Annotated in this window: 20 protein-coding genes, 2 tRNA genes and 1 other RNA gene; 18 read left to right on the top strand and 5 right to left on the bottom strand. The window is 61.6% G+C overall.

Annotation, left to right across the window (positions count from 1 at the left end; translation table 11 throughout):
- The first annotated feature begins 184 nt into the window (after positions 1 to 184).
- The 3 genes from ACV4UY_RS03015 (at position 185) to ACV4UY_RS03005 (ending at position 2,171) form a co-directional block, all read left to right on the top strand.
- A complete protein-coding gene (locus ACV4UY_RS03015; protein ID WP_491606176.1) occupies positions 185 to 1,027 on the top strand; it encodes an SCO family protein in 843 nt (280 codons plus the stop codon).
- Positions 1,028 to 1,129: 102 nt separating this feature from the next.
- Entirely contained in the window at positions 1,130 to 1,321 is a 192-nt protein-coding gene (locus ACV4UY_RS03010; protein WP_420904405.1) for a hypothetical protein, read from the top strand.
- A 37-nt stretch (positions 1,322 to 1,358) separates the two neighbouring features.
- Complete coding sequence (locus tag ACV4UY_RS03005; RefSeq protein WP_491606175.1) at positions 1,359 to 2,171, top strand: uracil-DNA glycosylase; 813 nt, start codon at positions 1,359 to 1,361, stop codon at positions 2,169 to 2,171.
- A gap of 82 nt (positions 2,172 to 2,253) precedes the next feature.
- Here ACV4UY_RS03005 and ACV4UY_RS03000 read toward each other — a convergent pair whose 3' ends face one another.
- The 4 genes from ACV4UY_RS03000 to ACV4UY_RS02985 form a co-directional block, all read right to left on the bottom strand.
- A complete protein-coding gene (locus ACV4UY_RS03000) occupies positions 2,254 to 4,179 on the bottom strand; it encodes an AAA family ATPase (protein ID WP_491606174.1) in 1,926 nt (641 codons plus the stop codon).
- Positions 4,180 to 4,242: 63 nt separating this feature from the next.
- Positions 4,243 to 5,628 (bottom strand): HlyD family type I secretion periplasmic adaptor subunit, encoded by a 1,386-nt coding sequence (locus ACV4UY_RS02995; protein ID WP_491606173.1) that lies wholly within the window; start codon positions 5,626 to 5,628, stop codon positions 4,243 to 4,245.
- Positions 5,629 to 5,682: 54 nt separating this feature from the next.
- The gene (locus ACV4UY_RS02990; RefSeq protein WP_491606172.1) at positions 5,683 to 9,624 is read right to left on the bottom strand and encodes an ATP-binding cassette domain-containing protein; all 3,942 of its coding nucleotides are present in this window, start codon (positions 9,622 to 9,624) and stop codon (positions 5,683 to 5,685) included.
- A gap of 117 nt (positions 9,625 to 9,741) precedes the next feature.
- Positions 9,742 to 11,067, bottom strand: coding sequence for an HlyD family type I secretion periplasmic adaptor subunit (locus tag ACV4UY_RS02985; RefSeq protein WP_491606171.1), 1,326 nt, complete (start codon positions 11,065 to 11,067; stop codon positions 9,742 to 9,744).
- A gap of 230 nt (positions 11,068 to 11,297) precedes the next feature.
- Between ACV4UY_RS02985 and ACV4UY_RS02980 the strand changes: the two genes are divergently transcribed.
- The 14 genes from ACV4UY_RS02980 (at position 11,298) to ACV4UY_RS02915 (ending at position 24,579) form a co-directional block, all read left to right on the top strand.
- The gene (locus ACV4UY_RS02980) at positions 11,298 to 13,184 is read left to right on the top strand and encodes an SUMF1/EgtB/PvdO family nonheme iron enzyme (RefSeq protein WP_491606170.1); all 1,887 of its coding nucleotides are present in this window, start codon (positions 11,298 to 11,300) and stop codon (positions 13,182 to 13,184) included.
- Positions 13,185 to 13,283: 99 nt separating this feature from the next.
- A tRNA-Ser gene (locus tag ACV4UY_RS02975) sits at positions 13,284 to 13,374 on the top strand.
- A gap of 85 nt (positions 13,375 to 13,459) precedes the next feature.
- On the top strand, positions 13,460 to 13,816 hold the full coding sequence (locus ACV4UY_RS02970; protein ID WP_420904412.1) for a (2Fe-2S) ferredoxin domain-containing protein: 357 nt from the start codon (positions 13,460 to 13,462) through the stop codon (positions 13,814 to 13,816).
- A 28-nt stretch (positions 13,817 to 13,844) separates the two neighbouring features.
- The gene (locus tag ACV4UY_RS02965) at positions 13,845 to 14,399 is read left to right on the top strand and encodes a hypothetical protein (RefSeq protein WP_491606169.1); all 555 of its coding nucleotides are present in this window, start codon (positions 13,845 to 13,847) and stop codon (positions 14,397 to 14,399) included.
- Entirely contained in the window at positions 14,396 to 14,959 is a 564-nt protein-coding gene (locus tag ACV4UY_RS02960) for a nucleoside deaminase (protein WP_491606168.1), read from the top strand. Before ACV4UY_RS02965 ends, ACV4UY_RS02960 begins: the two co-directional genes overlap by 4 nt.
- Positions 14,950 to 15,039 (top strand) — tRNA-Ser (locus tag ACV4UY_RS02955). Before ACV4UY_RS02960 ends, ACV4UY_RS02955 begins: the two co-directional genes overlap by 10 nt.
- Before the next feature lie 76 nt (positions 15,040 to 15,115).
- An RNA gene (ffs, locus tag ACV4UY_RS02950) (signal recognition particle sRNA small type) lies at positions 15,116 to 15,213 on the top strand.
- 185 nt (positions 15,214 to 15,398) lie between these two features.
- Positions 15,399 to 17,318 (top strand): DNA polymerase III subunit gamma/tau, encoded by a 1,920-nt coding sequence (dnaX, locus tag ACV4UY_RS02945; protein WP_491606167.1) that lies wholly within the window; start codon positions 15,399 to 15,401, stop codon positions 17,316 to 17,318.
- Between the two features lie 49 nt (positions 17,319 to 17,367).
- Positions 17,368 to 17,688, top strand: a complete 321-nt coding sequence (locus tag ACV4UY_RS02940) for a YbaB/EbfC family nucleoid-associated protein (RefSeq protein ID WP_420904416.1) — start codon at positions 17,368 to 17,370, stop codon at positions 17,686 to 17,688.
- Positions 17,689 to 17,723: 35 nt separating this feature from the next.
- Positions 17,724 to 18,344 carry a recombination mediator RecR gene (gene recR / locus ACV4UY_RS02935; RefSeq protein WP_491606166.1) on the top strand — a complete coding sequence of 207 codons (621 nt, stop codon included), beginning with the start codon at positions 17,724 to 17,726 and terminating at the stop codon, positions 18,342 to 18,344.
- A gap of 171 nt (positions 18,345 to 18,515) precedes the next feature.
- Positions 18,516 to 20,555, top strand: coding sequence for a 2-oxoacid:acceptor oxidoreductase family protein (locus ACV4UY_RS02930; protein WP_491606165.1), 2,040 nt, complete (start codon positions 18,516 to 18,518; stop codon positions 20,553 to 20,555).
- A 48-nt stretch (positions 20,556 to 20,603) separates the two neighbouring features.
- Positions 20,604 to 22,238, top strand: a complete 1,635-nt coding sequence (locus tag ACV4UY_RS02925; RefSeq protein WP_491606164.1) for a thiamine pyrophosphate-dependent enzyme — start codon at positions 20,604 to 20,606, stop codon at positions 22,236 to 22,238.
- An 85-nt stretch (positions 22,239 to 22,323) separates the two neighbouring features.
- On the top strand, positions 22,324 to 23,640 hold the full coding sequence (locus tag ACV4UY_RS02920) for an EAL domain-containing protein (RefSeq protein ID WP_491606163.1): 1,317 nt from the start codon (positions 22,324 to 22,326) through the stop codon (positions 23,638 to 23,640).
- 147 nt (positions 23,641 to 23,787) lie between these two features.
- On the top strand, positions 23,788 to 24,579 hold the full coding sequence (locus tag ACV4UY_RS02915; protein WP_491606162.1) for a hypothetical protein: 792 nt from the start codon (positions 23,788 to 23,790) through the stop codon (positions 24,577 to 24,579).
- A 237-nt stretch (positions 24,580 to 24,816) separates the two neighbouring features.
- Here ACV4UY_RS02915 and ACV4UY_RS02910 read toward each other — a convergent pair whose 3' ends face one another.
- On the bottom strand, positions 24,817 to 25,095 hold the full coding sequence (locus tag ACV4UY_RS02910) for a hypothetical protein (RefSeq protein WP_491606161.1): 279 nt from the start codon (positions 25,093 to 25,095) through the stop codon (positions 24,817 to 24,819).
- Positions 25,096 to 25,207: 112 nt separating this feature from the next.
- On the opposite strand from ACV4UY_RS02910, the gene ACV4UY_RS02905 reads away from it, so the two are divergent.
- The gene (locus ACV4UY_RS02905; protein ID WP_491606160.1) at positions 25,208 to 25,663 is read left to right on the top strand and encodes an argininosuccinate lyase; all 456 of its coding nucleotides are present in this window, start codon (positions 25,208 to 25,210) and stop codon (positions 25,661 to 25,663) included.
- Positions 25,664 to 25,960: the final 297 nt, after the last annotated feature.

The following is a 25,960-nucleotide window of genomic DNA, read 5'->3' as shown; positions in this document are numbered from 1 at the left end:
TGAGGGGGTACTCCCCCCATCGTGCAAGTCACCATGGAACTTCCGAAGGAAGGTCCATGGTGCGGGGGGTGAGGGGGTACTCCCCCCATCGTGCAAGTCACCATGGAACTTCCGAAGGAAGGTCGATGGTGCGGGGGGTGAGGGGGTTCTCCCCCCATCGTGCAAGTCACAGATCCGTTACCTCTTGATCATCGCCCTGGTCGGGATCTGGTGTGTTCCCGGTCTGTCGCGGGCCGAGGCCCCGGTGGGCAAGGGGCGTGATCCGGTCTTCAACGCCCAGGCGGCGGTGGAGGCCAGTCAGGCCGCCATCGGGCGTACCCTGGAGGCGTACACCTTCACCAATCCGGCGGGCGAGAAGGTGGAACTCTCCGCATTTCTTGGCAAGCCTCTGATCATCAGCCTGATCTACACCAGTTGCTATCACACCTGCTCGATCGCCACCCGTTATCTGGCCTCGGTGGTGGAAAAGGCCCGCGAGGGGTTTGGCGAGCAGAGTTTCAATGTCGTCAGCATCGGTTTCGACACCCGTTACGACAAGCCGAAAGCCATGGCCCATTTCGGTCGGCAGCAGGGGATCGAGAAACAGCCGAACTGGACTCTGTTGAGCGGTTCTCCGGAGACCCTCACCCGGTTGACCCATCAACTCGGCTTCGTTTACGCCCCTTCTCCCAAGGGGTTTGACCATGTGGTGCAGGCTACCGTGGTCGATGCCCAGGGCAAGGTCTATCGTCAGGTGTATGGAGAGTCCTTTCAGACCCAGTTGCTCACCGAACCGTTGCGCACCCTGATCCTCGGCACCCCCTCCACTCTGGAGGAGACGCCGGTCGAGGAGTTGGTGCGTCGGGTCCGGTTCTTCTGCACCACCTATGATCCGTTAACCGATTCATATCGTTTCGATTATTCCATCTTCGTCGGCATGTTCTGCGGTGGAACGGTGATTCTGGGCACTCTTTACTGGGTGGTGCGCGAGTGGTTGCGCGCGCGTCGCAGAGCACGCGAAAGACCTATTGAAACCGAGGGCTTTTGACGCCTGACGTGCAAACCCTTGACAATTCGAATGAAGAGATCTTGGCAGGGAAAATGCTATTCTTGGCATTAGAATCACAACCCCCGCTGCAAGGAGTCTCTTATGGAAGCTTTACGCATCATATCCAAGAAAAACGATTACGAAATTTACGATACCATTGAAAAAATGACCGTAATCAAAGGAATCGAAACCTATCAAACCGCTCTGATCCTGCAAAGAAAACTCATGAAACTCAAGCAGGATGCCGCCGCCTATTCGATGCGTCCGACCCATCATCGTGCGTCCTTGATGTGATCGGGTTCCGACCCGCGTCCCGGTGAGGATCCAGCCCATGGATACCCGATCTGCCCTTTTGTCCACGTTGCGGTACTGGCGTGCTTGTGGGATTGATCGACTCACCGGGGAGGCGTGGGGATGGCAGCATCCCCCCTTGAAGCTTCCCGTCACGCCTGTTCCCCGTTTATCCGTTCCGATCGTGCCCGAGGTTGCGCCGGTTCCGCCCAGCGTGATCGATGAGCCGGCGTCTGTTTCGTTGGATCGTCTGCTGACGTCACCCTTGCCGTTGGATGAGCGGGTGGCGTTGTTGGCCGGGCGGGCCGGGCGTGTGGCTGGTTGTCAGGCTTGCGCGCTTTCGTTGACCCGGCGCAAGGCGTTGTATGGGGATGGTCCCGCGGATGCGTCGGTGGTATGGATCATCGATGCGCCGGGTGAGGTGGAGGAGTCCAAGGGGATGGCCTTGGCTGGGGATGGTCGGGAGTTGTTCGAGGGGATGTTGCGTGGTTTGGGGTTGGGGCGGCAGGAGGTGTATGTCACCCATCTGGTCAAGTGTCGTCCGCCGGCGGATCGGGCGCCGAGGGGGGATGAGATACGGTTGTGTCAGGGGTATTGGATCGAGGAGTTGGAGACGATTCGTCCCAGGGCGATCGTGGCGTTGGGCAAGGTGGTGGTGGAGACGTTGTTGGGGGATGTGGGGCGGTTGACCAAGGCGCGCGGGCAGGTGCATGTCTGGCGTGGCATTCCGGTGATCGCGACCTATCATCCGACCTATTGTTTGCGTGCGCCGTTGTCCAAGAGGGCGTTGTGGGAGGATTTGTTGTTGTTGAGGAAGCGGTTGGACGAGGTGGGGCAGGGGGCGGTGGGATGATTCCCCGTCCCCCGTCATCTGTAACAGGTTACCGGCCCATCATCGCATCCTTTCCGATTGCCCCCCTTGTCCCCCTGGCCCCTCACTTCAAATCCCGCTCCGGCAGGGTCTTGCGAATCGCGGCCCGCACCATCTCGTTGCCGAACGAAACGATCCGCACCGTCCCGCGCGTCGCGAAACGCAACAAACCCGCCTGCTCCAGATGGTTGACACTGGCCTCCGTGGTGGCCCCATCCCCATGCAGATTCCAGGCAAGCAACTCCTCCATCGGCACCTCGTGAGGGCTGGCCGCCAAGGCGCGGATCAATTTCCAGTCCATGCCGGTCAAGGCATGCAACCGCTCCATCACCGTGCAGAAAAGCGACTCGGGAAACAGATCCTGGGCCTGAATGGTCTCCTGAAGCGCCGATTTCTTCATCCCGGCCAGATGCTGGGCGATCTCCACCGCGAACAACGGTACTCCGCGACTCCACTCCAACAACATGTCGATCTGTACCGCGTCCAACCTCTTGGCAACCGGCATCTGCTTCAACAACCGCAAAATGTCCCGGTTGGGCAGACGCATCAGGGAGAGCACGCTGAACGACAGATGATTGGCCAGGGAACGCAACTCCGCCTTGCGTCCCGACAGGATCAACCACACCTTCGTATGGTTCAAACGACCCGCCAGACCCGGCAACAGCAGACGCGAGTAGGGATCGCTCCACTGGGCGTTGTCGATGTGGACGATCACCGCGTGCGGACTGGCGGAAAACAGGGTGAGCAGAAATTCGGTCAGCTCGGAGTGCAGGGCATCCCCCTGCTGCATCCGCGGAGGGGGCTCGGTCTCCCGCGCCAGGGCCAGAAACCGTTTGCCGATGCGATTCCAGGGCACCGGCAAACGGCTCATCCACTCTTCCAGATGGCTCCAGCGCGCACGCGCCGGAAGGGTGCGATCGGTTTGGGCCAGACTCTCCAGAATCGGCACGAACGGATGCAGGGGAATGGTGCGCGCCACGGTGTGACAGGTGCCGGCGAGCCAGAGGATCTCCTTGCGCTGGGCAGTCTCCATGCGCAACTGACGCACCAGCCGGGTCTCGCCGAAACCAACCTCGCCCACCACCAGGGTCGATTCCGAGTCGCCGCGCATGAGCTTGGCCACCCGGCGATGCAGTTCTTCGAGTTCGGTGTCGCGACCCACGAAGGGGGTGTTCGCGGCGATGGGGACGGGGTGGAAGTGGTTGTTGAGCACCCCGCAGCCCGGAAAGAGGGTCGAGATCAGACCGTGCCGGTCGAACAGACGCTCGAGATCCCGCGCCGTGCCGGGGGAGAGATGAATGCCGTGTCCGATGGTCCGGACTCCGGATCCGGTAAAATCCGGATGGTGCAGATCCCCCTGCAAAGTGGTGTTGTGGCCATCGGTGGAGCTGACCACCTGCACCGAATAGACCATCACCCGCACCCAATCGGCGAGCGGGACCAGCTCCGGGAACCCCTTTTCCAGCTCGTCCATGATCATGCCGGCGCAGCAGACGGCGCGCAGGGCGTCGTCCTCGCGGACGATCCGCGCGCCGAACAGCACCAGGGGGCCTTCGATACTCCCCTGCACCACCCCTTCGAAGCGCCGCGCGGCCAAGGCGCAGCACTCGCGCAGCAGACGGTTCAGACGGTTGTAGGCCTCGGTGCCCAGGCGGTGCAGAAGGAGACTCGGGGCATGGGGACGCATGCCGACGCAGTGCAACGGCTGCAACAACGCCGAGTTGACCGGGGCGCGGACGACGCTTCGGGTGCGCCCGGCGTCATCTTTTTGCGCGGGGGAGAGAAACAGGAACTCCTCCTCGGCGCGGGTGACCATCTGGGCGGCCTTGGTGCGGTTGTTGACCTTGAGGCGGCGGAAGATCTCCACCAGATGCTGCTTCACCGTGCCATCGGAGATCTCCAGACGGCGCGCGACCTCCTTGTTGCTGTATCCGGCCTGGATCAGCTTCAAGATTTCGATCTGACGCTTGGTCAGGGGCAGTGGTTCCATGTCCGAGGCACCGTTGGTGTCAGGTTGAGGCGAAAAATTTGCGGGTTGTGGGGGATCCCCCCTTCATCCCCCACCCGTGGAACTCCCTGACGGGAGGTCGAAAAGCTGGTGGATGGCCTGCCAGATCGTCGCCAGTTCATCCAGGAGCGAGGCGTGTCGTTCCGGACGGGTGAGCGGGTTGAGGATGTAGGAGAGAATGGTGCGGCTTCCGGAGATGATGTCAGCCTTGGCTTTCATGCCCGGCACGATGGCGTGTCCGGCTCCCGGTTCTCCGACGAACAGGCGATCGGGCTTGACGATTCCTTTATAGAAGACCGAGCCGTCCTTGTCCATCCGCGTGAAGGGCGAAAGCGAAATCAACCGTCCCTCGACCCCGCCGAACCGGTTGAGATCAAAGCTGGTCACCTGAATGGCCACGGTCTGTCCGGGGCGCACATAGCCGATATCCTTGGGGGAGATGTTGACCTCCAGTTGCAGGGTATCCTCCTCGGGCACGATCTCCATGAGCACGTCGCGGGGACTGAACACCCCGCCCACGGTGGTGGCGCGGGAGTCCTGCACCCGACCATGGACCGGCGCGAAGATGTCCAGGTTGTTGCGGCGGTCGCGCAGGCGTTCCAGCAGGGTGGTCACCTGGCTGATTTCGTTCTTGACCCCGCCCAGCTCCTGACTGGCCTGATTGCGCAGCTCCTTTTCATAGGACCCGCGTTTGGCCAGAACCTCCTCGAGGGCGCTCTGATTCTGTTTGATCTGCACCCGCAACGTTTTGACCTTGCCGGTGCTGTCCGTGTAGACCCGCTTGGACTCCAACTGGGAGAGGCGCGAGATGAGGTTTTTCTTGCCCAGATTCTCCTTCAACTCCAACAGATCTCCATCGACCTCCGCGCTTTTTTCCATGTTGCGCAGATTCTGGGAAGCCAGTTCGATTTCGGTACGTTTCTGCTGGATCTGGGAGTCGAAGACCCACAAACTTTTCTCCCGTACCTGGTTCTGGGTATCCAGCAGGCTGCGTTGCTCGCGGATCACGTCGATGTATTTGTTCGGAATGCCGGTGAAGTCAGGCTCGGTTCCGGCCAGGAACGCTTCCAGACGGATTCTTCTGGCCTTGAGTCCCATCAAACGCGCCTCGACCTGGCTCTCCTCGGCCTCGGCCTGGGCGTTTTTCAGGCGGGCCAAAAGCTCCCCCTTGCGCACGTTCTGACCGTTGACCACGGTGATTTCGGTCAGAATGCCGCTCTCCGCGGGCTGGATGCGCCGTACCCCGAGCGTTGGGAGAAACTCACCGGTCACCTTGACCGCCTCGTTGGCCTGGATGACCGCCGCGAGCCACAGCAACAGGAGCGTCACCAGCAGCGTGGCGACCAGCACCAGCTTCACCGAGCCGGAGACCCCGGACTCCTCGAGGATTTGCGCCTCGCTCAAGTGTCTGGAAAAACGGTTTGCGAACATGACGATGGGCTCCTGATTAGACCCGTGACCAGCCAACCGGCCAAACTCGCCCGACTACACGAACGATCTGGGCAGAAGCTTCTCGATCTCCGCCGGCGGGCCGGCGGCGCGCAGATAGCCCCGATCGAGAAAGAGCACCTGATCGGCCAGTTTCAAGTGGCTGGGTCGGTGGGTGACGATGAAGATGGTGGTGGTGCCACGCATCTCCTGCACCGCCTGTCGGAACAGGGCTTCGCTCTTGGCGTCCATGTTGTTGGCCGGCTCGTCGAAAAGCATGATGCGGCTTTTTTTCAACAGGGCGCGCGCCAGGGAGAGCCGCTGCTTGAATCCGGCGGAGAGTTGGTCGCTGCGGCTGTCCTGAAGGCGCGATTCGAACCCCTTGGGCATCTGCATGATCTCTTCGAGCAGTCCGGCGCGCGCGCAGGCCTCGCGCAACTCCTCATCGCTGGCGTCCGGGCGCACCAGACGCAGATTCTGAGCCACGGAACCGAAGAAGATGTCGCACTGCTGCGGCAGATAACCGATGGCGTGGCGCAACTGGAGTGCGTTGATCTGCCGGATGTCGTTGTTGTCGATCAGCACGCTGCCGGCCTGGGGGTCGTAGAGTCCCAGGATCATTTTGATCAGGGTGGATTTTCCTGAGCCGTTGGCACCGATCACCGCCACCACCGAGCCGGCGGGAACCCGGAACGAAACGCCCACCAGGGCCGGTTCCGCGTCCGAGGAGTAGCGGAACGAGACGCGCGCGAAGGCGATCTCCCCCTGGAACTCCTTGCGTGCCTTGGAGAGCGAACCAAAGCCCCGTTCCGGTTTGAGTTCCATGAGCCGGTCGAGTTGGGTGACGCTGTTGGCGATGCCGACGATCTTGGTGATGCCCAGAAAGAGGGTCTGGAGCGGCGAGAGGATCCGCCAGGTCATCAGCATCGAGGCGATCACCACGCCGGTATGGTTGATGTCCGAGGCGACCACCGAACGGGCTGTGTCGTTCATCACGCCGACGCCGGCGGCCATGGTCAACAGGCGCGCCAGGGTGGTCATGTGGTTGGAGAGCATCGCCAGCTTGAAGTTGGCCAGGGTGGTCTTGCCGGAGAGTTCCCGGAACCGCTCGAACCAGATCTCCTCGGAATGGGTGCTCTGGATGGTCTGGATGCGGCTCAAGGCTTCGGTGAGAAAGGCCTGCAGGCGGGAGTTGTACTGGGAGGCCAGATTCGAACGGATCTGGATCACCGGTAGCAGGGCGAGGGCCACCAGCACCATGGCGGCGATCAGCAGCAGCATCATGGCGATGACGTTCGGGCTGATGAACGACAGGGTGATCAGGAACAACAGGGTGGTCGGGATGTCATAAAACAGCATGGCCAGAGGTCCGGTCATGATTTCGCGGACCACCTCCAGGGAGCGCAGACGCGACACCTGGTTGCCGGCGGAGATCTGTTCGGTGAGGGCGGCGGGCAGACCGAGGATCTGGTTGAGGATGATGCCGCTCAACGAACGTTCCAGCTTGGTGCCGATGTAGGCGAGCAGATGGACGCGATGGATCCGCAACGCGGCATCCACCAGCAGGGCGAACAGGGTGCCGATCAGCATCACCATGCCGGTGGAGATCGAGCCGGTGGGGATCACCCGGTCGTAGACCACCATCACGTAGACCGGCATGGCGGTGGTCATGATGTTGCCGATGATGGTGATCGCCATGAGGTTCCAGATCAGCTGGCGAAACCGCAACAGTTGGGTCCGGACCCAGCCCATGCGCGTGGCGGGCTCCTCTTGGGGTGGGGCGAAGAAAAAGGCGGTCCCATGGCCTGCCAGTTCCACGACCGCGTTGGTCGATTCCGTCTCCGGACTGGCCACCACCATGGTGGTGGCGGACCGCTTTTCCTGGATCACCTCCACGCGCCCGTCGTCGAACACGAACAGAAACGGGGTCAGACGCGCATCCACGGAGCCGATCTCGCCGCGCTCCATCTTGTGGGTGAAGCTCAGGTTGGCCATGACGTTGCAAAGACCGGTCAGGTCCAGCTCTCCCATCAGATGGGGGATCGCCTCGGCGAGTTGACGGCCCGTGCCGCGCCAGCGCAAGGACTCCAACAATCCGCCCAGACAATGGGTGAAGCGGTTCTTGCCATGCATCTGGTCCAGAAGGAGGCGCCAGTCCTCCCGGTGCCGGGATGGGGATGCGGTTTCGTCCGAGGTCTCTCCGTCGGTGGGGATCGTCGGCGCCGGATCGTTCGGGTTCTCCCGAGCCGATGGGTCCGGGTTGGCCGCGAGCAGGGCGGCATGGGGCATCGCCGGAGCCGGGGCCGCGGGGTCGCTGGCTGGCGGGGCGGAGGGATTGAGGGCGTCCATGAAGTGGGCCAGAGGGGCGAGCGTCCCATCCGTGAACCGATAGCACCGGTCGGTGATGCGCAACAGGGAGGGGCGTTCCGAGACCAGCAGCAGCGTGCAGCGCCCCTTGAGGGTCTCCAGATGGTTGCGCAGCAGGATGTCGCCCGCCGAGTCGATGGCGGTGTTGGCTTCGTCGAACAACAGGATTTTCGGCTCCATGGCCAGCACGCGGATGATGGCGATGCGCTGGATGACGCCGGCGGGCAGGATGTCCGACACCCCTTCGCCGATCGGGGTCTGATACCCTTGCGGCATGCGCGCCACGATGGTATCCAGCCCCAGTTCGGTGGCGATCCGGAGGGCCGTGTGGTTGCGCGACTCGTTGAACATGGTGAGGTTTTCGAGCAGCGTGGCGTTGAACAGCACCCCGACCTGGGGCACGTAGCCGATGCCGGCGTGCAGATGGGCCGGCAGTCGGGTACGGTTCACCCCGTCGATGCGCACCTCCCCCCCGGTGGGCAGCACCGCGCCGGCGATCAGTTTCAACAGCGTGGTCTTGCCATCCCCGCTCTTGCCGATCAGACCGATGCAACGGTTCGGCTCGATGGTGAGGGTGAGATCGTTGAACAGAGGGGCGTCCTGGCCGAAGCGACAGGTGACGTGGTGCAGCTCGATCCCCCCTTCGAGCCCTTCCAGGGCGTCGGACTCGACGGGCGGCGGACGTTGCGGAAGTTCGAACAGTTCGTCGATCTGCGCCTTGGCCAACCGGGTCGATTGCAGCTTGGTCCAGCCGCGCACCAGGGTTTGCAGGGGTTGCATGATGCGACCGGCCAGCATGGTGCAGGCGGCCAGTCCGCCGGTGGTCATGTCGCCGTGGATCACCTGGAGCGCGCCCAGACCGACGATGAGGGCGGTGCTCGCCTGGCTGGCGAACGAGGAGAATACCGGGATGATGCCGCCGCGAAAGATGATGTCGTAGGTGTGGCGCAGCCCGCCGAGCTGCAACATTTCGTAGCGGCGCAGCATTTGCGCCTCCATGGCCATGGATTTCACGGCATGGATGCGGCTTAAGGTTTCGGTGATGAAGCTGAAGCGGCGCTGGTTGACGCGCATGTCGGTGTCGAGGGTCTTGTGGAGCTTTTCGCCCATCACCGAGGAGAAGATCGAGATGGCTCCCACCGAGAGCAGCGGGATCAACAGCAGGATGCCGCCGAGCTTGAAGGTCATGAACAGAAACAACAGCAGAAACGGGAGATCGAACAGGGCGATCATCGCCTGGCCGGAGTAGAGATCGCCGATGGTGTGGATGGCGTTCATCTGCTCCAGGTATTTGGCGCCATCGACCCGTTCGAATTCGCGGGGTTCGGCGAACAGCAGGCGGCGCAGCAGGCGACAGCTCCCCTTGTGGACGAAACGGGCGCCGATCCAGCCCACCACATGGGAGCGCAGGGTCTGGATGACGCCATCCACCATCAGGGCGATCAGCACGGTGATCACCAGCATCGACAGGGTGTTGAGTGCCTGGTTCGGAATGATGCGGTTGAACACCTGCATCAACAGCAGGGGGACCATCAATCCCAGTAAATTGATGAGCAGCGAGGTGATCCCCAGCACCACGATGGTGCCCGGTTGTCCCGCTCCTTCCGGCAGGCCGTGAATATCCTTTGGCATGAGACTCCTGATTGCATATAACCTGCATGATGGGGGGGCCTCACCCCCCGTACCATGGACCTCCCTTCGGGAGTTATCATGGTCAATACTCCGTATATACGGAGAGGTTCAGATCAATCAATGCTCCTTGAAGGCGTCGTGGACCGTGTTGAAAACCGGTTCCCACAGGATTTCGATCACCCGTCGCTGATCCAGGGAGATGTCCACCTGGGCGAGCATGCCGGGCAGGATCGGATTTTTGTCCGGGTCGTCGCCGAGATAGCCCTTGTCGAGGGTGACGATCCCTTTGTAATAGGCATCTTTCTTCTCGTCGAGCAGGGTGCTGGGCGACACCGAGGTGAGGACTCCCGGGATGCGACCGAAATAGACGAACGAATAGCTGCTCAACTTGATGGTCACCGGGGCGCCGACCCGCACCCGTCCGATATCCTTGAGGGAGATGTGGATTTCGATTTGCATCCGGTCCCGGACCGGCACGATCCGGGCCAGGATGCCGCCGGGTGGCACCATCCGCGAGGTGATGTTCACCTCCTGGGCGATGCCGCCGACCGGCGCGCGGATCGTCAGACGGGTGGCGCGATCGAGGATCTCCAGCCGTTGTTCGCGTACCTGGGCCAGTTCGTTGGTGATCAGGGTCATTTCGTCGCTGGCCTGGCGTCGGGCATCGGCTTCGGTCTGTTTGAGCCGGCCATGGGCCTCGGCGATGGCGCCGCGGATGTTTTCGATCTGTTTGTCGATCCGTTTCACCTCGCCGAGGGCGGTCTCCCTGGCCTTGAGGGTCTCCAGGTAGACGATGCGGGACACGGCTTTCTGGTGCAACAGGGTCTCGCGGATTTCGAGCATTCTGGAGGTCAGGGTGACCTGTCCACGGGCGGTGTCGAGAGCGGCGAGCAGGGATTGCAGTTCCGCGTTGCGTTGCGCGATTTGGGCGCGCACCACCTGTTTGGCGTTTTCCAGGGCGATCTCCTGTTCGGCCAGGGCCTGGCGCTGTCCATCGGCCAGCTTGCAGAAGCGGGCCGGGATCGGGGAGAAATCGGCCTCCCAATCCTCGGCAAAGGCCCGCGCGCGGATGGCCCGCGCCTCCAGTCCGGCGATCCTGGCGTCGATCTGCTCCAGTTCGGCGTTCACCTGGGTCCCATCGAGACGGAAAAGGGGATCATTCGCCTTGACGATGGCATTTTCGCGCACTAATACTTCCTCGATGATCCCACCCTCGAGGTGCTGGATGGTATGCACCGATCCGCTCGGCATCACCTGCCCCGGCGCGTTGGCCACCTCCTGGAGATGGGCCAGGAACGACCAGGCCAACAGGGGCAGAAACGCGAACAGGACGATTTTCCAGGTGTCGCGGATCAGGGCGGGCACGGCCACGTCACGGTGGTTGCCCGTGATCTCCAGGGGACGGATGTGCGTGGGTGGCGGATTGTCTGGAAAAAGTTTCATGCCGGATGGGCGCTTTCGAGGTGTTTTGTTCCTGATTGTTCGCTTGTGATGTTTTGATGCATCATTTCCAATTTTAATCGACAGCTTCAGATGAATGGATCGGATGAATAAGCCAGAGAGTCAATCGATTTCGATCGTCAGCCTGGAACGGGGCGGTTTGGGATCCGGATCGTCATCGCGAACCTGTTTCCAGACGGGGAAGCGTGGTTTCCGGTCGGGAGGGGTCGTCCATGCCGCGCAAGATTGACCTTACCGTCGCGCAGGCCACGGGACTGATTCAACGGTTTCTGCCGGGCCGTGCGGTGGTGAGGCTCCTGGGGGCCGGCAGTTTCGGCCAGGTTTTTCTCGTCGAGGACGAGGTGTCCCGCGCGGCGGTCAAGATCGTCCCCTTGAAGATGCGCGGTGCCATCGAACCGGAGGAGAACCATGAGTGGCGGCAATTGACCACCCAGTGGGACCGGTTGCATCACGCCAGCCTGGTGCGGATCCGTTCGTTTCATGAATACACCGATCCGGACCCCGTTGCTCCGATCGAGATTTACGGCCTGATTCACATGGATTACTGGCCGATCGACCTCTACGACTTCATCAAGCGTCTCAAGAAGTATAACCTCTATAACCCGGTACGTAAACGCCGTTTGCTCAATCGACTGGCACAATTGCTCCACCGGTTGCTCGCGGATGTGGGTTTGATCATCACGGATTTGAAATTGGAGAACATTCTGGTCTCGTCGCGTGATCCGGGAGTGATGGAGTTGGGGGTGATCGACACGGGCGGGATTTGCGAGGCACGATTGGCCGATTATTACCGGGTGATCACCACCGATTTCTTCAAACCCCCGGAACTGCTCGATCATCGCGTGACGCGCATCGATGAGGGGGTGGTGCAGTTCGGATTCGGTCTGGTGGGGTACTACATTTTGGAGGGGCGTTGGCCGGTGGCGGATTATGACTATCAGCAGCCGATCTGGGCCAAGATCACGCAACAGAAGACGTTGCGTTGGAGTGATGAAATCTTGAGCGCCATGCCGGGATGTGTGGCGGTCATCGAGCGTTGTTTGAACGAGGATCCGGCATCCAGGCATGCGGATCTGGCGTCGGTCGTCGCCGCCTTGCGCGCCGAGGATGCGGCTTGGGAAGAGGGTTTGAATCGGGAGGGGCGCGGACGGGTGCGGGCTGTGGGTCCGCCGGCGGCCCCGGAGCGCGGCAAGGAGCGGATCAACCGGGTGTGGCGCGAGCCTGTGACCGGCCAGGAGTTCGTCTGGATTCCGGGCGGGGGGTTCGACATGGGTCAATCCCCGGAGGAGGAGGCGCTGTTGCGGCGCTTCAACGACCTGGAGACGTTCGAAAAATGGTTCGGCGGGGAGTTGCCGCGCCATCGGGTGCAACTGGACGGGTTCTGGATGGGGCGTTTCCCGGTGACCCGTGGTGCGTTCCGGCTGTTCGTGGAGGAGACCCTGCATGTGACCGACGTGGAGCGCGCCCAGTTCATCCTGCGTTACAACCAGCGCGCCCATCAGGGGATGAACTGGCATCACTGGAAGAACACCCGTCACCATCAGGACGATACCCACCCGGTGATTCATGTCAGCTGGTTCGACGCGGTGGCCTTTGCCGACTGGTTGAGTCGGCGCACCGGTCTGCGGTTCGCGCTTCCCTCCGAGGCGCAGTGGGAGTATGCGTGCCATGGCGGCGGCCAGACCCCGTTTCACTTCGGCGCGGGCATCGACTCCTCCCTGGCCAACTACGACGGCACCGAACCCTATGGCGAGGGTCCCGTCGGGGTGAGGCGCAAGGGGACCATGCCATGCGGCACCTTTCCGGCCAACCGTTACGGGCTTTGCGATATGCATGGCAATGTGTGGGAGTGGTGCGAGGATCTGTTCGACAACCGTTTTTATGCCACGCCGGCGGCCCGGCAACGCAACCCGCTCCACCGCGGGGAGATCGGTTATCGCATCAAGCGGGGCGGGTCGTGGCGCGTCACGGCGGCCCTGGTGCGCGCCTCGCATCGCGGTGGCGCCTATCCGGATGTGGGCAAGGATGATCTGGGCTTCCGGTTGGTCCTCTCTCCCTGGGTGGCAGGGGGGATGGCGGGTGACGGGGAGACTCGGTGAACGCGGGTCGCGCAACGGGCGCTGGTCAGAGTGGTGAAACGTTTCTTTATGGAAGGTTGACAAGTCGCCCGTTTTCAGGGAAACTACGCGCCACCCCACGGAGAGATGGCCGAGCCGGCTGAAGGCGGCACCCTGCTAAGGTGTTATACTCGAAAGGGTATCGAGGGTTCGAATCCCTCTCTCTCCGCCATTTTCATCCACGACTCACCCCCTCCGGATCGGTTCGTTCATCACGCTCCAACCCCCTGTATCCTGGCTGACGAGGTTCGTGACTCATGGATGCGCCTCCCACGCAACACGGTTTTTACGCGATTCATGTCTTCTGCTGCGTCAACAGCCGCGCCCCGGACCATCCGCGTGGCGATTGCGCGCGCAAGGGGGCGCTGGATCTGCAAGGCCACTTGAAGTTCCGCGTCAAGACGCTTCCGTCCGTCGGCAACGTGCGCATCAACCAGGCCGGCTGCCTGGATCGCTGCGAGTTGGGTCCGTTGCTGGTGATCTATCCCGAGGGGGTGTGGTATCACTACCGCACCACCGCGGATGTGGATGAGATCCTGGAGCGGCACATTCTCAAGGGGGAACGGGTCGAACGGTTGCTTCTGGCCAACGACGCGGTTCATCCGCCGGGTTGAGTCGTCTGGTTTCGAGCGCAAGGAGCGCATGAGTCTCATGAAGCGGTTGTTCGAACTCTGGCCATGGATGCTCTTGATGGTGCTGATCGGCGGCGGCATCGGTGTGTACCACGCTCTGCCGCAAACCGCGCCCAAATCCCGTTTCCTTTCCGTGGATACCAACACCAACAAAACCCCACGCCTGCCCCTGGCTCCCCACGTCCACCAGATTCACGCCCGCCCGGACGAAACGATGATCCGTGCCACCTCCGGCATGCCGATGCGTTTTCGCCTGATGGACAAACGCACCCAGCGCATCGATCAGCTGGTGATCGCGGTGGGCGAGTTGCATGCCACGCCGTGGGGGGGATGGATCCTGCCGCGCGCCTATGCGCCGGATCTGATGATCCGCGAAGGGGAGGCGGTCCATGGACCGGAAGGGCACGTCAATCCGGCGGTGTGGGTGGAGTTGAAGAACCAGGACCGCAAGGCGTTCCACGAAGGATGGCTGTTCGCGCGTGATTCGGCCCAGACCGCCTGGGATCACCCCCGTTTCGATCTCACCTTTCTGGGGCCGGCGGACGGCAAGACCGACAAACGATGAGCCTGGAGCTTCCCTCCGACGAGATGCCGCATCCGGAAGGGGCGTGGCTTTCCGAGGGGGACGCCCGCGCCTTGCTGGCCCTGGTGGTGGCTGCCGAGGCGGGGGCGGGCGGAGAGGTGCCGGTCGGCGCCCTGTTGACCGACGCGGTGGGCAGACCCCTGGCCGCGCGTGGCAACGACTGCGTGACCGCCGCCGATCCCCTGGGCCACGCCGAGTTGCGAACCCTGCGTCTGGCGGCCCGCCGGGTGGGCAACTACCGGTTGGGCGACACCGCGCTGCATGTGAGCCTCGAACCCTGCCCGATCTGTCGCGCGGCGCTCGTCGAGGCGCGGGTGGCGCGGGTGACCCACGACGCCCCGCGCCTAGCGGATGAGGGGGATCGGAGGGGCAATGCGATGACTCGCGACGCTCCGCATGCCCCGATCGAAGGGCAAGGTGTGGTCTGCGCAGCTGATTCTGTTGAACTTTTAAGATTTTTTTTCCGGGAGCGGCGGATAGCCTTGAATCCGGATGGAGAATCTGCTTTAATACTGGATTCGATGACCAGTGCGGAGAGATGACCGAGCGGTTGAAGGTGCACGCCTGGAAAGCGTGTGTACTCTAACCAGTACCGAGGGTTCGAATCCCTCTCTCTCCGCCATCTGTTCCCATCACGACTTTTCGCTTTCGCGCCGGGGGGTTCCCCCTCGAGCGATGGAATCGCGGGCGGCGTTGATGGTCAGGTCATACGCGACGAAAACCCGTGAACCCCGTCAGGACCGGAAGGTAGCAGCGGCAGCGGGATCTTTCGGGCGCCGTATTCTACCTGACCGGAGCCGCCCTTAATTTTTTTCTGCCCTGGAACTCCCTCCGTGATGGGTGCGTTTTAAAGATCATTCGGAGGGCTCTGCTCGTGGCTGAAGCGGAGCCGAAGGGGGATCGTTCCGCATCGACAAAAATCCTAATTGTTGTCATAAATTCCAAAAGTTTTGGTAATTCCCGCCTTTTTGGGGTCCGAGCATGTCCTCTTATGTCGTGTTGGCGCGTCGCTGGCGACCGAGGAGTTTTGCCTCCCTGGTCGGACAGCAGCATGTGGTGCGGGCGCTGCGCAATGCCCTGGCAACCGGTCGGGTGCCGCACGCGTTTCTGTTTTCCGGAACCCGTGGCGTGGGCAAAACCACTCTGGCGCGGATTCTGGCCATGCGGCTCAACTGTCGCGAGGCCAAGGATGCCGAGCCGTGTGGGGTGTGCGACTCCTGCCAGGAGGTGATCGCCGGCTCCCATCCCGACGTGTTGGAGATCGACGCCGCTTCGCGCACCAAGGTCGAGCAGATGCGCGAGCTTTTGGAGTTGGCCCCCTACGCACCGGCCTCCTCGCCGTTCAAGGTGTTCATCCTCGACGAGGTGCATATGCTCTCCACCCAATCCTTCAACGCCCTGTTGAAGACATTGGAAGAGCCTCCCGCGCACGTCAAATTCATCTTCGCCACCACCGAGCCGCGCAAGATACCGGCCACCATCCTGAGTCGCTGTCAACGCCATGATCTCAAGCGGGTGACACCGGCCCTGCTCATCGACCATCTGGAGCATATCCTTCGCCAGGAGGGGATCGATTGGGACGCGGACGCCCTGGAAGCGGTGGCGCGTGCCGCGGACGGGTCGGTGCGCGACGGGTTGTCGCTGTTGGATCAGGTGATCGCCCATGGTTCGGGCGAGGTGCGTTTCGAGGCGGTGCGCGCCCTGTTGGGCTTGACCGATCTGGAGGCGGTGGAGCGGCTGTTGGATCGGATACTGGGCGGACACGGCCCGGAGGTGTTGGAGTCTCTGGCCCATTTTCACGTCGGCGGCGTGGAGCCGGTGGCGTTGATGCGCGATCTTTTGGATCGGGTGCATCGTCGGACCCGCGAACGGGTGCTGGGCGGGACCGCGAGCGGTGAGGGGCCGGGTCTGGAGCAGTTGCAGATGATCTACCAGACCTTCCTGAAGGGGGAGGGGGAGATCAAGCTGGCCGATCATCCGGCCCAGGCTCTGGAGATGGTGTTGTTGCGGGCCACCTATCTGCGTCCGATCCCGGAGCTGGATAAACTGATCGCCATGCTGGCCGGGGGTGGACCGGTGGCGCCTCCCGCTCCGGTGGCGCCTCCCGCTCCGGTGGCGCCTCCCGTCCCGGTGGCGCCTCCCGTCCCGGTGGCGCCTCCCGTCCCTGTGGCCAATCCGGCCTCTTCCGTGGCCGCGCCCGCGACCTTTGCACCCCGCTCCACGCCGGTCACCGTCGCGCCGGTGATCGTTCCGGTTCGGATGATCCCCGAAGCGGGAGGGACTCGTCCTTCCGACCCTTTCGGACGGGCGCCGGTTCAGGTGGAGAAAATGTTTTCCAAACCGGTCAAGAATAGCCCAACTCTCGATGATGGAACAGAAAAAAACACCGAGCCCCCCTCTCGCTCCGTGTCGGGGCGTGTCGCGGGAGCGTCCGAAGCATTGACATCCTGGGATCAACTGCTATCCTCCGCCACCGAGCATGCCCCGGAAGTGGCGCGCAAGATGCGTGGTCAGGTGGCCTGCATCGCCTTCGGCGTTCCGGAGGAGGGGGGCGAGGTCTGTCTGCGTTTGCGGTTGGTGGACGACTGTTTCGGTACGCCGGAGCGGATGCGGGAGATCCTGCGGGTCTTCCTGCACGAGCGCGGACTGAGCGGCATCCGGGTGGTTGTCGAACCTCCCTCATCGGAGCCGCGTCCCGAGACCATCCAGGAGCGGATCGAACGGGAGGAGCGGGAGTACCGTCGTCGTCTCGAGGAGAAGCTGCTCGAACGTCCGGACGCGCGACGGCTGATGGAGACTTTTTCGGCCCGGTTGATTTCCGTGGAACCTTTGCGTGGCGCGTCCGGTCCTAACTTCACGTACCGTGGAACTTCCGAGGGGAGGTCCGCGGTCCGGGGATGAGGTTTTTTTCCCATCATTCCAAGTTGACGGCGCGCCGGGAGAGCAGGCTATGAAGAACATCGGCGAGATCATGAAACAGGCCCAGGCCATGCAGGCCAAAATGGCCAAGATCCAGGAAGAGTTGGCGGCGCTGGTTCTCACCGGACATGCCGGGGGCGGCATGGTCCAGGTGGTGATGAACGGCAAGCAGGAGGTGATGCGGGTGCGCATCGATCCCTCGGTCGTGGACGCCGAGGAGATCGAAATGCTCGAGGATCTGGTGGCCGCGGCCTTCAACGACGCGCAGCGCAAAGTCCAGGAGGCCACCCGCGACAGCATGGCGCAGTTGACCGGGGGGATGAAGATCCCCGGACTGAATCTGCCGTTCTGATTCCAAGGCACGATCCGAAAGGCGGGAATACGACGGTGAAGGGATTGCCCTCGTTGGAACGGGCGGTGGTGGTGTTGTCGCGCTTTCCCGGCGTGGGCCCCAAGAGCGCGCGGCGCATGGTCCATCATCTGTTGCGACGCGGCCACGGGGAGACCAGCGAGTTGATCGAGGCCCTGGAGGGGGTGCGGGACCGGATTCGCGGTTGCGCGCGCTGCCACAACCTCGCCGAGGAGGATTCCGACGCCGGGGAGATCTTGTGCTGGATCTGCGAAGATCCCCTGAGGGACCGGAGTCGTCTGTGCGTGGTCGAGGAGCCCTCCGACCTTTTGGCCATCGAGAAGGCCGGGTTGTTCAAAGGGATGTATCATGTTCTGGGAGGCCGGTTGAGCCCTCTGGATGGGGTCGGGCCGGATGCTCTGAATCTGGCTTCCCTGGAGAGCCGATTGGCCGGGGAGGGGTTCGCGGAGTTGATCGTGGCGACCAATTCCACCGTCGAAGGGGAGGCGACCGCCCATTTCGTGGCCCGTCTGGCGGAACCGTTCGTGCCGTGCATCACCCGGCTGGCCCATGGACTTCCCATGGGGGGTGAGCTGGAATATATTGATGAATCAACGCTTTATCAGGCAATTGTCGGCAGACGAAATTTCAAGATATAAATATTGAGAGCGGTTCTCAGAAAAGCTTGAAATTTTTTTTGCAGTGCAATATACTTGCGTATCCATTGCCGTATTGGGTCATGCGAGCGTCATCATGGCTTCCGATGATCGACCCGCCGGTTCGGTACGAATTGGCACGCATGGCACCTCAACACCAGGAGGGCGTTTTCAATGAGCGAACAGGCAGCCCAATCTCAAGCGAACCACCGTTTTCCGGGGATTCCCGGTACCGGCGACGGCTCCGACGCGGTTTCCTATGTGGAGACGCGGGCCACGGATGGCGCCGCGGCCTACCCGATCACCTCTTCCACCAACATGGGTATCCTCTATCAGGTCGCGGTCGCCAACGGCGCGAAAAACGTCTGGGGCACGCCTCTGGCCTGGATGGAGCTGGAGTCCGAGCACTCCTCGGCCTCGGCCTGCGAGGGCTTCGCGCTGGCGGGCGGGCGAGTGACCAACTTCACCTCCGGGCAGGGGCTGATCCTGATGAAGGAGGTGCTCTACACCATCTCCGGCAAACGTCTGCCGCAAGTGCTCAACGTCGGTGCCCGGGCCCTGACCTCCCAGGCGTTGAACGTCCATGCCGGTCACGACGACGTGATGGGGGTTTCGGATTGCGGCTGGGGGATTCTCTTCGCCCACAGCGTGCAGGCCTCGGCGGACCTCTGCCTGATCGCGCGACGCGCCTCGGAGGCGGCCTTCACCCCGATGATGAATGTCCAGGACGGCTTCCTGGGTACCCACACCATCGAAAACCTCAACTTCCCGGAAGAGGGGTTGATCCGGGAGTATCTCGGCGATCCCCGCGAGCGGATGCGGGCGGTGTTCGATCCGGCCACCCCGGTGCAGATCGGCGTGGTGCAGAACCAGGATGCCTACATGCAGGGCAAGATCGCCCAGCGCTACTATTACGACAAGTTGCCCGGCATCATCCAGTCGGCCATGGACGAGTACCATGCCCTGACCGGACGCCGCTACGAACTGGCCCAGCCGATCCGCATGGAGGATGCCGAATACGCCATCGTCGCCATGGGAACCACGGCAGAGACCGCCATGTCGGCGATCAACGTGGTGCGTTCCCGTCTGGGCGTCAAGCTCGGCGTGGTGATCGTCACCTGCTTCCGCCCCTTCCCGGCGGCAGCGGTCGCCCGTGCCCTCAAGAACTGCAAGGCGGTCGCGGTGCTTGAGCGGTGCGACATCCCGACCCTGGTGGACAACCCCCTGACCACCGACATCGAGGCGTCGCTGGCCAAGGCGGCCATGGGATTGCCGGGCTTCGACAAGATCGAGCGCATGCCGGTGGTCTTTTCCGGCGCGGCGGGTCTGGGGTCTCGCGATGTCACCCCCGGCCACATGCTGGCCGTGGTCAGGAACATGCTCCTCGGACCGGTGGAGGGGAAACGCTATTTCACCCTCGGCATCGATCACGCCAGCGCGCTTCCCTTCGAGGAGGAGCCGGACGTGCGTCCGACCGGATCGTTCTCGGTGCGCGCCCACTCGGTGGGCGGTTACGGTTCGGTGACCACCAACAAGGTGATCGCCACCATGCTCGGCGACATCTTCGGCTTCAGGGTGCAGGCCGCGCCCAAATACGGTTCGGAAAAGAAGGGGTTGCCCACCAACACCTACCTCACCGTGATCCCGGAAGGGAAGATCCTCACCCACTGCGAACTCAAGCAGGTGGAGTTCGTGCCGTTGATGGATCCGACCACCTGGTACATGGGCAATCCGCTCGTGGGGCTGCAAGAGGGGGGCATCGTCTTCCAACACACCGACGAGACCTCGGCTCAGGCGCTCTGGGAGTCCCTGCCGCCTTATGCCAAGTATTTCATGAAGACCAACCGCATCCGCTTCTACGGGGTCGATACCATCCAGATCGCCCGTGAATCGTGTTTGAACGACTCCTCGTTGATTCAGCGCTTCCAGGGTGTGGTGCTGTTGGGCGTGTTCCTGCGGGTGACGCCGTTCCGCGAGAATGCCGGCATGACCGAAGAGGAGTTGTTCTCCAAGGTGGCCAAACCCTTGACCAAGTATTTCGGCAAGCGTGGCGCCAAGGTGGTGGAGGACAACCTCGCGGCGGTCAAGAAAGGGTACACGCGGGTCATGGAAGTGACCCCGGCCATCATGGACAGCACGCCGGATGAAATTCTTGTCCAGGGCAAAGAGGAGTGGGATGCCAAGGGCAAGGACGTGAACGCGTTCTTTATTTAAGGGTTTCGTGTCGGAAACGGTGCTGATCGTTTCCATGGGAGGTTCGTCATGACCCAACGTGCGTTGATCTATTCCGAAGCCACGCCCCAATGGTACGACGCCACGCGTGCCAGGGAGATTCTGAGCGCCTACAACAGCGGCGCCGGTTCCGGGCAGCCGGCGGATGCGTTTCTGGCCTGTTCCGTGGTTCCGGCTGGGACTGGCTCCTATCGCGATTTTTCCTACATCGCGCCGGACCTGCCCGAGTACGAGTCGGCCAACTGCGTCGCCTGCATGGAGTGCGTGCAAAACTGTCCGGACTCGGCCATCTGGGGCAAGGTGATCACCCCGGATGCCCGCGAGAAGAGCCTCGAGCTTTTCGCGGAGGAGGGTGATCAGGAGTTGATCACCAGCCAGCTGGTGCAGACCACCAAGTTCTGGAAGACCTACGAGAAGAAGAAGGGCAAGGGCAGCGACGCCTCGGGCGGCGCCTGGTTCGGGATCTTCATCGATCCGACCAAGTGCAAGGGGTGCGGCGAGTGCGTCACCGCCTGCGGCAGCCACAACGCCTTGAAGATGATCAAGAAAACGCCGGTTAATCTCCCGGACTACTTCACCCTCTGGGAGTTCTACAAAAAATCCCCGGAGACCCCGGAGATGTACATCAACCCGAAGCTCAAGGTGGACATCATGCTTCGGGATTCGGCCAATCAGTACGTGGGTGGCGCCGGCTCCTGCATGGGGTGCGGCGAAACCTCGGTGCTGCGTCAGTTCCTGGCCATGACCCAAACCAAGATCGGCAACAAGTACGGCATCGTGGCCAACACCGGCTGCAACACGGTGTACGGCTCCACCTATCCGTACAATCCGTTCCGTGCGCCGTGGGTCAACTCCCTGTTCGAAAACGCCGCCACCGTGGCCATGGGGATTCGCAGCCATTGGGACCAGGTGGGCAAGAAGGATCATCAGATCTGGGTGATCGGCGGCGACGGCTCCATGCTCGACATCGGTTTCCAGGCCCTGTCGCGCATGTTGACCTCCGGCATGAACATCAAGGCTCTGGTGCTCGACACCCAGGTCTACTCCAATACCGGTGGTCAGACCTCCACCGCCACCTACATCGGTCAGGACGCCAAGATGTCGGTGCATGGCACCCACGTCAAAGGCAAGTGGGAGCGGCGCAAGGAGATCGCCAACATCGCGATGATGCATCCGCACGTCTTCGTGGCCCAGACCGTGGGTCCGATGATCAACCACTTCTACAAGTGCATCGAACAGGCGTTGGAGTTTGACGGACCGGCCCTGATCAACGTCTACACCACCTGTCAGCCCGAGCATCAGGTGGCCGATGACCGTTCTTGCGAGCGAGCGATCCTGGCGGTCGAGTCGCGCGCCTTCCCGGTCTTCATCTACGACCCGGAGGGCGGACCGACCCTGGCTTCGCGTCTGTCGTTGCAGGGCAACCCGTCGATGCGCCGTGACTGGCACGTCAAGAAAGATGCGAACGGGGTCGAGAAGACCTTCGATTTCATCGAGTTTGCCAGAGGCGAGGGCCGTTTCCAGAAAAATTTCGACGCCGAGGGCAATCCCAGCGACGTGCTCAGACTCTCCCAGAAGGACCGTCAGCTCAACTGGCGTCTCTTGCAGGAGTTGGCGCGGGTGCAGAACGAAGATCAGATCGAAGAACTCGAAAGAAATGGATAACCGGCGCGAAAGTTTGCTATGATGTGGCACAGAGCATCGCCAGGCTATTCAATTGTTGACGGATCAAGGGGAAGGAGTGCAAGCAATGGATGATCGGGCCAAAACCACCCCGGATGGTAAAGCGCACGAAAGCGTCAATTTCAATGATCTGCGTACCCTCGATCGCCAGATCATTCAGCACGATGGCGTGTTCCAGGCCGATTTTCACTCCTGGCGGGTGGGCACCTTCTTTCAGAGGATCTACAGCACCACCCATCAGCGCGGCGTGGGGTTCGAAGCCTTCTGCCGGGCCATCGAGCCGGATGGAACCACCCGCTCGGCCACTTCGATTTTCTCGTGTATCAACGATCCGGAGCATGTGGTGCAGATGGACCGCATGCGCATGCTGTTGCACATGAAGAACTACATGGCTGCGGAGATCGACGACCGCTGGCTGGTCACCAACATGCATCCGCGCGTGATGCTCGGCGTGAAGGATCCGGACATCCAGTTTCTGGCCGATGTTCTCGATTACACCGGGTTTCCGCCGCATCAGTTGGTGATCGCGCTGCGTGAGCATGCCGGCAACTTCGAAACCGTGCTCACCCGCACCATCGATCAGCTCAAGGAGTTGGGCTGTCTGGTGCTGTTCGACGACTTCCGCGCCGAGTCGGCCAACCTGGACCGGTTGTGGCGTCTGTCGCCGGATATCGTCAAGCTCGACCACTCCCTCATCGTCAACGCCCTCAAGAGCGGTCGTGCCAAGCGCATGCTTTTCAAGCTGGTGTCGCTGATCCACGCTTCGGGCGGTCTGGTGCTCATGGAGAAGATCGAGACCGAGGAAGAGGCGTTTCTGGTCATGCGTCTGGAGGCGGATTTCGTCCAGGGTCGCTATTTCGGCAGTCTGGAAACCCGTGCCACGCGCCGCAGCGCCGTGGACTGGGATGGTGCGTTCCGCAACCTGTTGTCCCAGAGCGAGCGGGAGATCTTCAAGGAGGTCCATCACCACAATCTGGAGATGGGGCAGTACACCAACGAGTTCATGGAGTGTGCCTGGGCGGTCGCCGACGACAACCCGTTGGAAGAGGCTGCCGGACGCATTCTGCGCATGCAGGGTGTGGAACGGGTCTATCTGTTGGATCACAAGGGGTTGCAGGTCAGCCAGAACATCGTCCCGGAGGAGAAGCTCAAACGGGTCGATATGCGCTACAAGCCGTTGTGGGACTCCTATGGGGCCACCTGGACCCGTCGCAACAGCTTCCATTCCGCCATCCACAACCCTGGGGTGGTGCAATTCTCTCCGCCGTATCGCTCCAATACCAGCCTGAACATCTGCACCACGCTGTCGGTCTCCATTCGCAAGGGGAGCCATGTCTATGTGCTCTGCTGCGACGTGGAGTGGAGCGAAGACAAGATTTTCTGATTTTCTTTCCCGCATCATCGTGCCATTATCGTTGTAACCAGGAATATCATCGCCGACCCACCCGGACGAACCGTCCGGGTGGGGGAGCGGGTGATGCCATTCCGTTCGGATCGTGGTACGGACATGACAAGGGATTGAAAGAGAGCCATGAACATCGACTTGCTGGATATCGTGCGTGGTCAGTTGCGACGCACCCGCACCCCCCCCTCATTGCGTATCGACCTGCCGTTGAATGCCGAGGAGTCCGAGCCGGGCAAGGCCACGGGCGCCATTCTCAAGATGGCCGAATACGAGCAGGAGTTGCTGCTTTCGCCGCTGTTCACGCCGGTGCAGGGCGATCGGGCCGAGTGCGAGGCGGCTCTCGCGCCTGCCGGATTGAGCCTCGAGGCGCAAGGGGAGATGCTGGCGACCCTGGCTTCCGAAACCCTCTCCTGTCCGGTGCGGGTGGGCGGTCGTACCGGTTATCTCCCTCTGCCTGAGGTGGTGGTGGCCCGGTATCTGCGTTTGTTGGGGTTGGACCTCCCGGTTGACGAAGGGGTGGCGACCGCCATCGACCAGACCTTGACGGGCGATGCGCGCCATCTGGCCATGAGTCTGGCGCGACGTCCGGTCTGGAGCGGGCCAGCGGCGTCCGATTTGTTGCGTCTCCTGGTGCCGCACTGGGCGCGTCTGGGCACCCTGTCCGACGTGCGTCTGGCGTTTCTCACCGATTTTGTCCGCACCTACCGCTGTCGCACCGAGCCGGAGCTGATCCGGAGTCTGCGCAGTCTGCTCGAATCCTACCGCATCGACCCCGATCACCCCTATTATCAGAACCCCGCCCTGGAAGAGAAACAGGCGGAATCGATCCGTTCGCATCAGTGCGACGAGACGGTCCGTCTGCATCGCGTGAGCATGGCGCGGGAGATCCTCGAGGATTGCTCCAGGCAATCTTCCTGAATCCGACAGCCGTTGCGGGCAAGCCCCCGTGGCAGCCTGTGATCCATCGGATCCATTGGAAGAGATTTTCATGCGAGGCAAAATTAAGCTGTTTTTTTTGAATTCTTCCCATGACCCCATCCGTTGGCCCATGCAATCATCCGCAACTGCCGGATCTGGTATAAAAAATTGGCAGTGTGATCGGAAAATATCTTGATCATTGAGTTGATTGGCCCTATTTTACGCAGACTTTTCAGATCACTTCTGAAAATGTGGTGTCTGCGCTTTTTTTATGGTGTTTGGGTTGACCTTTTTCGGTCGGTTGTCCGGATGTGCGTCAAGGAGCGGAATGGCTTGACGGGTTCCGGGTGTGTGGTTGCCGCAAGATGGATTGTTTGAATTCTTAGAGGCTGTTTGGCAAAGGCCAAACAGCCAACGCGGGCCATGAATGGCCCGCCAAATTGCGCGGCAATTTGAGAAGCACGAAGCGATTTTTTTCGATTCGTGCAGGTTTGGTGGCCCCATGAATGGAATCATTAAAAATCCTTTTATGTATTGATTCTGTTTAATTCATAGCAAATTGTGCGTCAATCGGCAATCGTTTGGAAGGATGCAAGAAATCAGTGTGCACCGGATACCACGCTGAAGGTTGTATACCGAACAGGTCTGGAAGCCAGCCGGTTCGGGTGAATTCCGGATCGTTTATCGTCGTAAAATCAACAAGGAAATTGAGGAGAAAGTCATGAAACGCTTATTCACTGCTGGGGCCCTGGCATGCGGTTTGATGTTTTCCGGGAATCTTCTGGCCGAGGCGCGGCAGGATTTCGATCTGACCAATCAGACCGGCTATACGATCAAGGAGGTCTATGTCGGTCCGAGCAAATCCGATGATTGGGGTGACAACATCCTGGATGGCACCATGCCCGACGGTTCCACCCTGCATATGCGCTTCAGCCGTCCTTCGGGCCCGTGCAAATGGGATCTGAAGGTGATGTATGAAGATGGCGAAGATGCGGTTTGGTACAATGTGGATCTGTGCTCGATCTCTCACATCACCATTCATTGGAACAAGCAGACCGACGAGACCTCGGCCACTGCCGAGTGACGGGAGCCGACGGATCGCGCATCCCGATGGGAGGCATGACCCGGTGACCATGTGTTGGACGGTGTGAATTTTCGGGGGTTGGGATGTAGATCTCAACCCCCGATTCGTGTCCGGATATGTATTTTACCGGGGATCTCGTGAACTGGCGGGATGGGGGAGAACCCCCTCACCCCTCACCGTGTACCTCCCTTGCGGGAGTTCCACGGTAAACTGGCGGGATGGGGGAGAACCCCCTCACCCCCCACCGTGTACCTCCCTTGCGGGAGTTCCACGGTAAACTGGCGGGATGGGGGAGAA

It is taken from the genome of Candidatus Magnetaquiglobus sp. (assembly GCF_058402785.1).
This window is presented reverse-complemented; position numbering and strand designations above follow the sequence as displayed.

Coding starts and splice junctions, on each gene's coding strand:
- ACV4UY_RS02965 (WP_491606169.1), top strand. CDS start 13,845: ATGAGTCTCATGAAGCGGTTGTTCGAACTCTGGCCATGGATGCTCTTG.
- ACV4UY_RS03000 (WP_491606174.1), bottom strand. CDS start 4,179: ATGGAACCACTGCCCCTGACCAAGCGTCAGATCGAAATCTTGAAGCTG.
- ACV4UY_RS02940 (WP_420904416.1), top strand. CDS start 17,368: ATGAAGAACATCGGCGAGATCATGAAACAGGCCCAGGCCATGCAGGCC.
- ACV4UY_RS03010 (WP_420904405.1), top strand. CDS start 1,130: ATGGAAGCTTTACGCATCATATCCAAGAAAAACGATTACGAAATTTAC.
- ACV4UY_RS02915 (WP_491606162.1), top strand. CDS start 23,788: ATGAACATCGACTTGCTGGATATCGTGCGTGGTCAGTTGCGACGCACC.
- ACV4UY_RS02970 (WP_420904412.1), top strand. CDS start 13,460: ATGGATGCGCCTCCCACGCAACACGGTTTTTACGCGATTCATGTCTTC.
- ACV4UY_RS02920 (WP_491606163.1), top strand. CDS start 22,324: ATGGATGATCGGGCCAAAACCACCCCGGATGGTAAAGCGCACGAAAGC.
- dnaX (WP_491606167.1), top strand. CDS start 15,399: ATGTCCTCTTATGTCGTGTTGGCGCGTCGCTGGCGACCGAGGAGTTTT.
- ACV4UY_RS02995 (WP_491606173.1), bottom strand. CDS start 5,628: ATGTTCGCAAACCGTTTTTCCAGACACTTGAGCGAGGCGCAAATCCTC.
- ACV4UY_RS02910 (WP_491606161.1), bottom strand. CDS start 25,095: ATGATTCCATTCATGGGGCCACCAAACCTGCACGAATCGAAAAAAATC.
- ACV4UY_RS02990 (WP_491606172.1), bottom strand. CDS start 9,624: ATGCCAAAGGATATTCACGGCCTGCCGGAAGGAGCGGGACAACCGGGC.
- ACV4UY_RS02925 (WP_491606164.1), top strand. CDS start 20,604: ATGACCCAACGTGCGTTGATCTATTCCGAAGCCACGCCCCAATGGTAC.
- ACV4UY_RS02960 (WP_491606168.1), top strand. CDS start 14,396: ATGAGCCTGGAGCTTCCCTCCGACGAGATGCCGCATCCGGAAGGGGCG.
- ACV4UY_RS02930 (WP_491606165.1), top strand. CDS start 18,516: ATGAGCGAACAGGCAGCCCAATCTCAAGCGAACCACCGTTTTCCGGGG.
- ACV4UY_RS03005 (WP_491606175.1), top strand. CDS start 1,359: ATGGATACCCGATCTGCCCTTTTGTCCACGTTGCGGTACTGGCGTGCT.
- ACV4UY_RS02980 (WP_491606170.1), top strand. CDS start 11,298: ATGCCGCGCAAGATTGACCTTACCGTCGCGCAGGCCACGGGACTGATT.
- ACV4UY_RS02985 (WP_491606171.1), bottom strand. CDS start 11,067: ATGAAACTTTTTCCAGACAATCCGCCACCCACGCACATCCGTCCCCTG.